The organism is Lentihominibacter hominis (genome assembly GCF_014385065.1).
In the GTDB taxonomy this organism is placed as follows: Bacteria; Bacillota; Clostridia; order Peptostreptococcales; family Anaerovoracaceae; genus Lentihominibacter; species Lentihominibacter hominis.
In genome coordinates this window covers 583,690-591,350 of the sequence record NZ_JACRTA010000002.1, presented here as the reverse complement: position 1 = coordinate 591,350, position 7,661 = coordinate 583,690, and the positions used below count along the sequence as shown (strand labels likewise).

General features: G+C 37.9%; 6 protein-coding genes. 1 reads left to right on the top strand and 5 read right to left on the bottom strand.

Going from position 1 to position 7,661, the window contains the following annotated elements; all coding sequences use genetic code 11:
• On the bottom strand, positions 1-386 hold a 386-nt coding region (locus tag H8692_RS08060), incomplete at its 3' end, for a saccharopine dehydrogenase NADP-binding domain-containing protein (protein ID WP_187525411.1).
• 365 nt (positions 387-751) lie between these two features.
• Here H8692_RS08060 and H8692_RS08055 point away from each other — a divergent pair.
• A complete protein-coding gene (locus tag H8692_RS08055; RefSeq protein WP_177267833.1) occupies positions 752-1,696 on the top strand; it encodes a cation efflux transmembrane domain-containing protein in 945 nt (314 codons plus the stop codon).
• A gap of 64 nt (positions 1,697-1,760) precedes the next feature.
• Here the strand turns inward: H8692_RS08055 and H8692_RS08050 are convergent, their stop codons facing one another.
• From H8692_RS08050 to H8692_RS08035, 4 genes are all read right to left on the bottom strand, one after another.
• Positions 1,761-4,067, bottom strand: coding sequence for a cation:proton antiporter (locus tag H8692_RS08050; RefSeq protein WP_177267834.1), 2,307 nt, complete (start codon positions 4,065-4,067; stop codon positions 1,761-1,763).
• 22 nt (positions 4,068-4,089) lie between these two features.
• A complete protein-coding gene (locus H8692_RS08045; protein ID WP_177267835.1) occupies positions 4,090-5,055 on the bottom strand; it encodes a sensor histidine kinase in 966 nt (321 codons plus the stop codon).
• Complete coding sequence (locus tag H8692_RS08040; protein WP_177267836.1) at positions 5,052-5,741, bottom strand: response regulator transcription factor; 690 nt, start codon at positions 5,739-5,741, stop codon at positions 5,052-5,054. Before H8692_RS08040 ends, H8692_RS08045 begins: the two co-directional genes overlap by 4 nt.
• A 68-nt stretch (positions 5,742-5,809) precedes the next feature.
• On the bottom strand, positions 5,810-7,480 hold the full coding sequence (locus tag H8692_RS08035; RefSeq protein ID WP_187525410.1) for a Na/Pi cotransporter family protein: 1,671 nt from the start codon (positions 7,478-7,480) through the stop codon (positions 5,810-5,812).
• Between the last annotated feature and the right edge of the window lie 181 nt (positions 7,481-7,661).

The window sequence follows — 7,661 nt, the reverse complement described above, 5'->3', positions numbered from 1 at the left end:
TTTCCGATCTCTGCGAATTTCTTGCCATAATCATTGTACATGATCTCTACGCATGTAGGCCACCATGGATCCAGTACGTCTGTAGCCGCAAAGTCCTGATAGTTTGCCTTTACTGCCAGCGCCGCATCAAGTACTTTTGGTGCGAATCTAATTGGCAGTGCGTTTACGATAAGGTCTACACCTTCTGCTGCCTTCTTGATGCTTTCAACATCATCTGCATCTACGTAAGCTCCTTCTGCTTTCTTTAAGATCTTTACAAGCTCATCTACTGCTTTGTGATCGGCATCTGCACAGATAATCTTTTCAACATTTGCTTCTTCATCCATTCTCTGTGCTACTGTTGAACCCTGCGCGCCTGTTCCTAATACCAGTATTTTCTTACCCATTTTTGCTTTCTCCTTTTCTTTTTTCAGTTCATTGATTATGATTATTACCAACTTACAATGACTTCTCTATTAATAACAATACCACACTTATTATATCTAATGCAAGTCTTCCCTCCTTAATGGAAGACTGTACATCAGAAGCCCCTTAATGCCTTGATTTTATGCAATCAGAGGAGATTTTTCAATAACACTATAGTGTTATCTGCAGATTTGCAGCAATCTTATTTCTTTTTCTGCACAAAAAAATTATAATAATCATATTGCTGAAAAGCGCGCAACGCTTTTCAGCAATATAGTATTAAAATACAGCAATATAATAATATATGCACGATGTATAATTTATACTTGTAGAAAGGAGTGAAATTGTGGATGACAGTACGACATCACAAGATCTTAATTTAAAACAAAAACTAAAATCAGAAAAAAAAATTCTCAGATTATCTTTCATAGGCAGTACTCTCTTTCTCTTATCGGAATGCGCTGCCGCTTTCTTCACACATTCTCAAGCAGTCCTCATGGACTGCGTATACGATCTGGTGGATCTGGCCATGCTTGGGCCGTTCATGATACTTGTCCCCAAGCTATATAAACCTGTAACTGAAAAATGGCCATATGGTTTTGCTCAGATGGAATCTCTTTTTATAATAATAAAATGCGGAATTCTGTTTTTTCTCGATATACAGCTTCTCATTGACAGTGCTAAACTTATTTTGGACGGAGGTCATATTGTAAACGCAGGTGCTATAGCTGCATTCGAATTGTTCATATCAGTATCATGTATAGCCATGTATTTCATATTAAGGCATATGAACAGACATTTCTCATCACCTACGGTAAGCGCCGAGCTATATATATGGAAACTGGATGCTTACAGTACAGGCGGAGTAGGCCTGGCCTTCCTAATACAACTTCTTCTTCAGATAACACCTTTATCATGGATAGTCCCATATATCGATCCGGCCATAGCCATCATAATGGCTCTTCTTCTGGCAAAAGAACCTATAACTATGATATGGGATGCATTAAAAAGCCTTGTATTGATTGCGCCGGAAAAGGAAGTTGTCAGTGATATACGAACTGCCGCCAATGAAACTCTTGAAAGCTTTGACTTATATATTGATTTCCTTGATGTAGTAAAAACAGGAAGAAAGGTATGGGTAGATATATATATCACACAAAAGGATGATCTTATAAGCATAAATGCGCTTAAGCAGGCTCATAACGAAATAATCGAAAAACTGAAACCTCAATATCATGATATATTTGTCGAACTTATCCCCGAAATCGATCCTGATACGACACCCGCTTAAACATTATCATGTATAAAAAATAACGCAGCATTTTAAACTGCGTTATTTCTATATTTATTTTTCTTCACTGATCATCGAAGACTTTGCCCTTTACAAGAGAATCTGCCATTCGTTTGTTTCCCAGAGCCCATATGAGATCTCTCGGCTGTATTATCGTTTCCACATCAGGACTTATTATAGTCAGATTCCCTCTTTCTATACCTATTATTGTTCCTCTGTATTTCTCACGGATCCTTGAATGTTTTATAGATTTTTTACTGAATTCAGAACCCGGTTCAACATTTATAGGACAACAGATCAATTGTTCTTCAGGTGTGATACCATAGAAAGTTTGTCTGTATATATAATCTTTCAGGATTATATCGTCCTTATCGGTGTACTCGATACACTCATCCTTCTCCAAAAGTATAGTACATGCATCAATCTCGGCTTCTGTGCCCATCATATGAAGTATATCTCCCTCCATTACAGGTTCTGAAGATGTAGGGAGATTTATGTATTTATCCCCTCTTATGATCTTGATTATGGTTACTCTGAAAGCTCTGCTCTTTGTAAAATCATGAATAGTTTTATTTTCCACCGTATCTGTAACTTGGAATTCAGCTACTAACAATTCTTCATTAAGCCAGTGATACTCTCCTCTTATACCTCTTTCCCTTTTTTGTTTGGCCAAAGCTCTTTCTGAAAAGTTTTCAGTAAAACGCATTTCCATATTAATAGTCATTCCCTTTATATATTCAGATCTTACTATCAATATAATGCAGGCCAATGCGATGATCAAAAGTATTATAAACGGTATATGATATATTTTTCTGAGAACCATAGCCACAAATCCTGCCGCAATCAGTATTCTCACAGCCTTTAGAGTTAAAAGCGGAAGACGATTCGATCTCTGTTTCAACCATAACTTTGTAAACAGAGCATCATCAGCTCCATTCATAAGACTTACGAAAGGTACCATAGCTGCGCATATTACAACTGCTGTTACAAGATCAGCAAATATATCTGAAGAAATATACTGCAAAGCGATGGGCCTCAGCTGCTGTATGCCGAGCCAGTAAATTATATACATCACTACAGAACAGATCAGTGTTCTTGACAACACTTTCTTTATATAGGAAAACCAGTCCTTATCCTTATCCTTATTGCTTCTGTTTTCGGAAGTATTTTTCTTTATAAACACCCATAGGCCGTCAGGCAGTTTTTCATCCAAAAATTTATACACTTTTTCTGAGTTCTTTATGAACAGCGGCGTAGTAAACGTCGTTATTACGGATACACATACAACAACAGGATACAGAAAATCACTTATTACTCCTAAACTTGTTCCCAAAGTTGCGATAATGAAAGAAAACTCACCTATCTGAACCATACTGAATCCGCCTCTTATAGCTGTGTTGAGAGACTGTCCGGAAAGCAGTATGCCTATGGTTGCAAATACCATCTGTCCTAAAATAGTCACTATAGTAATTATGAGAATAGGAACTATATATTCCATAAGCAGATCCGGTTCAATCATCATTCCCACAGAAACAAAAAATATGGCGCCGAAAAGATCCTTTATGGGATTTATAAGTCTTTCTATATATCCAGCCTTGACTGTTCCTGCCAATATAGAACCAGCGACAAATGCTCCCAGAGCTTCTGAAAATCCTATAAAATTAGCTATGACCACCATACCCAGACAAATAGCTATGGATATTATAAGCATCATCTCATCATTCATCAGCCCTGAGATCTTTTTCAAAAGACTTGGTATCAGATATATACCTAAAAGCAGCCATATCACCAGATACATGAGAAGCATACCGATCTCCTGAAACATGGCAGCACCTGACACGCTCTGACTGACGGATATAGTGGAAAGTATTATCATCATAAATATCCCGACGATATCTTCTATCACCAGGGTACTTAAAACAAGCTGTGCAAACTTTTCATTTTTTAAATTATACTCTTCGTAAGCCTTTAGAATTATCATCGTAGAAGACATAGAAAGCATACTGCCTAAGAAAATACAGTCCATTTTGTCCCAGCCGAGAAGACTTCCCACACCGGTGCCTATTAAAATCATGGCCGTCATAACGGTCAATGCGACTATAAAAGCACTTCCGCCCACCGTTGCTAATTTTTTAAAGCTGAACTCAAGACCAAGTCCAAACATCAGAAATACTACACCTATATTAGCCCATACGTGTATGTCTGCAGATTCCACAACCGTAGGCATATATGAAAAATTAGGGCTTATCAGAAAACCCGCAACTATATACCCGAGTACTACGGGCAGCTTTATCTTCTTAAATATAAGAGTGACAACTCCCGCAGCAATAAGAATCAATGCTAAATCAGAAATCAAATAATCAAGATGCAATAAAGTTCTCCTTTCTGTTTATTTAAGTAATATCTTCTTCCTCCTTTTCAAATATGACAAAAAATGTCGTTCCCTTCCCCATCTGACTTTCAACTTTAAGTGATGCTCCGAAAAGAACAGCAATATGCTTTACTATGGACAGCCCCAGCCCGGTACCTCCGGCTTTTTTTGATCTCGACTTATCAACTCTGTAGAATCTTTCAAAAAGTCTTTCGTGATGTTCTTTCGATATGCCTATTCCTTCGTCCTTAACGCTTACAACCTTTTTCTCTCCGTCAAAAAAAGCGTTTACCCAGATATATTTTCCGTCATCTGAATATTTTATAGCATTTTCTATAAGGTTCATCATCATCTGTCGAAATCTGTCAACCGAACCGGTAATATCCATCATCTCATCCAGATCTGTCAGTATCGTTATATTTTTATGAGCTGCTATAGGTTTCAATGTTTCTACTGTACTTTCCACAGCAGTTTTTACATTAAACTCATCACAGCCTACGATTTTCTTATTCTCTATGTCAGACAGTACCAAAAGATCCTGTATAAGTCGTTTAAGTCTGGACGTTTCTATAGCTATTATATCTATGAATTTCGTACGTATCTCAGGATCATCAGCTGCTCCTGCCTGCAAAGTTTCTATGAATCCTGAAATGGAAGTAAGCGGTGTCTTAAGCTCATGACTCACATTAGCCACAAACTCTTTCCTTATAGCCTCGGACTTATTACTCTCCTCCACTGATTTTTCCATCTCGGATAACTTATCGGAATAAGGTTTTATTATGCAAAAATAGCCTTGGATACCTATCAAGGCCATAATTACTATATATATGATCGCAATAAATTTAACACCATTTCCGGTCAGTTCTAAAACATTGTCTGCCTGCTGGCTGCCAAATCCCGGTACAAAATAAAGTTTCCAAATAAGAAATACAGCCAATAAGTTTACTGCAGCAGCTTCTGCTATCAAAGCAATGTATTTGTTTTTCATCTGACTTTATAACCTTTTCCTCTAATGGTTTCTATATATTGCTCTTCATTTTCTCCATCTGAAAGTTTTTGTCTCAGATGTCTTATATGGACATCCACAGTCCTGGTTTCCCCTGCATAATCTATCCCCCAGACATTATTCAAAAGCTGGTCTCTGGTAAACACATGACCTCTGTTTTCCACCAGATATCTGAGAAGCTCAAACTCCTTTAGCGTAAGATCTATATGCCTTTCTCCTACTTTTACTTCATGACATTCCACATTCATACACAAATCGCCGACAGAAACAACAGTATCACTGCTCATATTGGTATCCGCTGTTACCTCATATCTTCTGAGGACAGCCTTTATCCTTGCCATAAGTTCACGTATACCAAAAGGTTTTGAAATATAATCATCAGCTCCGAACTCCAGTCCCAAAACTTTATCGACTTCTTCCGTCTTGGCAGTTATCATGATAATAGGCGTATTATTGCCTTCTTCCCTAAGCTCTCTACATATATCATATCCTGTCTTTCCGGGAAGCATTATATCCAGTAATATAAGATCAGGTTTTTCTCTGTGGACCATGGTTATACCCATTATACCATCTTCCGCAGCAATTCCGTCATATCCGTTAGTCTTTAAATTATAAAGTATAAGCTCCCTTATATTAGGCTCATCCTCTATAATAAGTATCTTTTTCATATTCGTATATCTCCTTGATGTACTCCGGAAGTCCACTATCTGATATTATTGTACCACGGTTTTTAAATTTACTCAACTTTATGATTCTCAATAACAGCATCTGCTATATTATTACAGTAATCGCCTATTTTCTCTATGTCATGTATAACATCAGTATATATAACTGTAAATTCCGGCGAACACTTTTTCTGTGTAAGTCTTTCCATGTGATGGGCTCTGAGTTCCTTCTCTCTTGTGTCCATCTCTGTTTCCATGATTCTCACACCTTTTGCTCTCTCCAAATCATCATTTTCAAGAGAAGATATGCTGTCTTCAGCCATTTTCTTGGCAAGATCAAAACAACTGTATATTTCAGAATATGCCTCTTCAGAAAATTCATACGAATTTTTTATTTTAGCATCTGCAAACTCTGCTATATTCTTACAATGATCACCTACATGCTCTATATCCGCAGCCACATGCATGAGCCCTGATATTTCAGCTCCCTGCTCTTCAGTCGTCTTTTCTCTGGAAACCATCGCTGAAAGATAATTTAATATTTTCCCCTGCAATTCATCTACTGTATCTTCTGTTTCCATAACCTTCTTTACAGCATCACTGTCATTGCCTATAAAGGCTTTCTGAGCAGAAACAATCATATCAAACGACATCCTCCCCAGTCTCACCAGTTCTTTTGTAGCAAGATGTATCGCCGCAAAAGGCTGTTCCAGCACATTGTAGTCAAGATAAACGGGATCTGCCGGCAGTTTGTCCAGTTCTTTTCCCGGTATTATTTTTGTGACCACTTTCACAAGAACTCCTATAAGAGGGATAAACCAGATAGTATTAAACAAATTAAATCCGAGATGCGCATTTGCTATCTGTCTTGAGATAACATCAACCTCTGCACCTTGTGGAGATATATACTGAATAAATTTAGCATAGTAAGGAATAAACCAGACAAACAACAATGTTCCTGTAAGATTGAATATAACGTGAGCCGCCGCTGTTCTTTTTGCCGTTACTGACGCTCCTATTGATGCCAGCACTGCTGTTATCGTGGTACCTATATTATCTCCAAACAATATAGGAAGAGCACCCTGAAGCCCTATTATACTGGTGATACCGTCAGGGCCTGCAGTTGAAGCAAGATTCTGAAATACTGCTATTGTAGCAGAACTGCTCTGTACTATCACAGTCATACAGGTTCCCAGTAAAACCCCCAGCACAGGTATATCCTGCACCTGCATCATAAGATCTACAAAAACCTGTGAACTTGCCAGCGGCTCCATGGTATCTCCCATAATATTTATACCGACAAACAGCACGCCAAAGCCAAATGTAGTCTGGCCTATATAAGAAATAAATTCTTTCTTCTTCATAAAGAAATACAATATAAATCCTACCGCCACGAAAGCCCATGCGTAATCGCCTATATTAAAAGCTATGAGCTGCGCTGTTATCGTCGTTCCTATATTTGCGCCCAGTATTATACTGATAGCCTGAGGAAGCTTCATAAGTCCCGCACTCACAAATCCGATCACCATAACTGTGGTAGCGCTGCTGCTCTGGAGTACAGCTGTTACAAGAGCTCCCGCTACAACTCCCAGTACGGGATTTTTCGTGAGCAAAGCCAGTATACTTCTCATTTTATCTCCCGCAGCTTTTTGAAGACCGTCACTCATAAAGTTCATACCAAATATGAACAGAGCTAATCCCCCGACTAATGTCATGATCATCTGTACCGTTTCGCCGTTCATTTTCTCTTTACTTCTCCTTCTTGATATTTCTTTCATATATTATTAATTAAACTTACTATTCTATGGTATATTTGTTAAATGTAAAGGAAAAGTGACTTAAAGTTAAATAAACATTAAGTTTTTGTAAAAAATTCAACAAAAAACGACAACCATTAGATGGCTGCCGTTTTATATCTTCCAT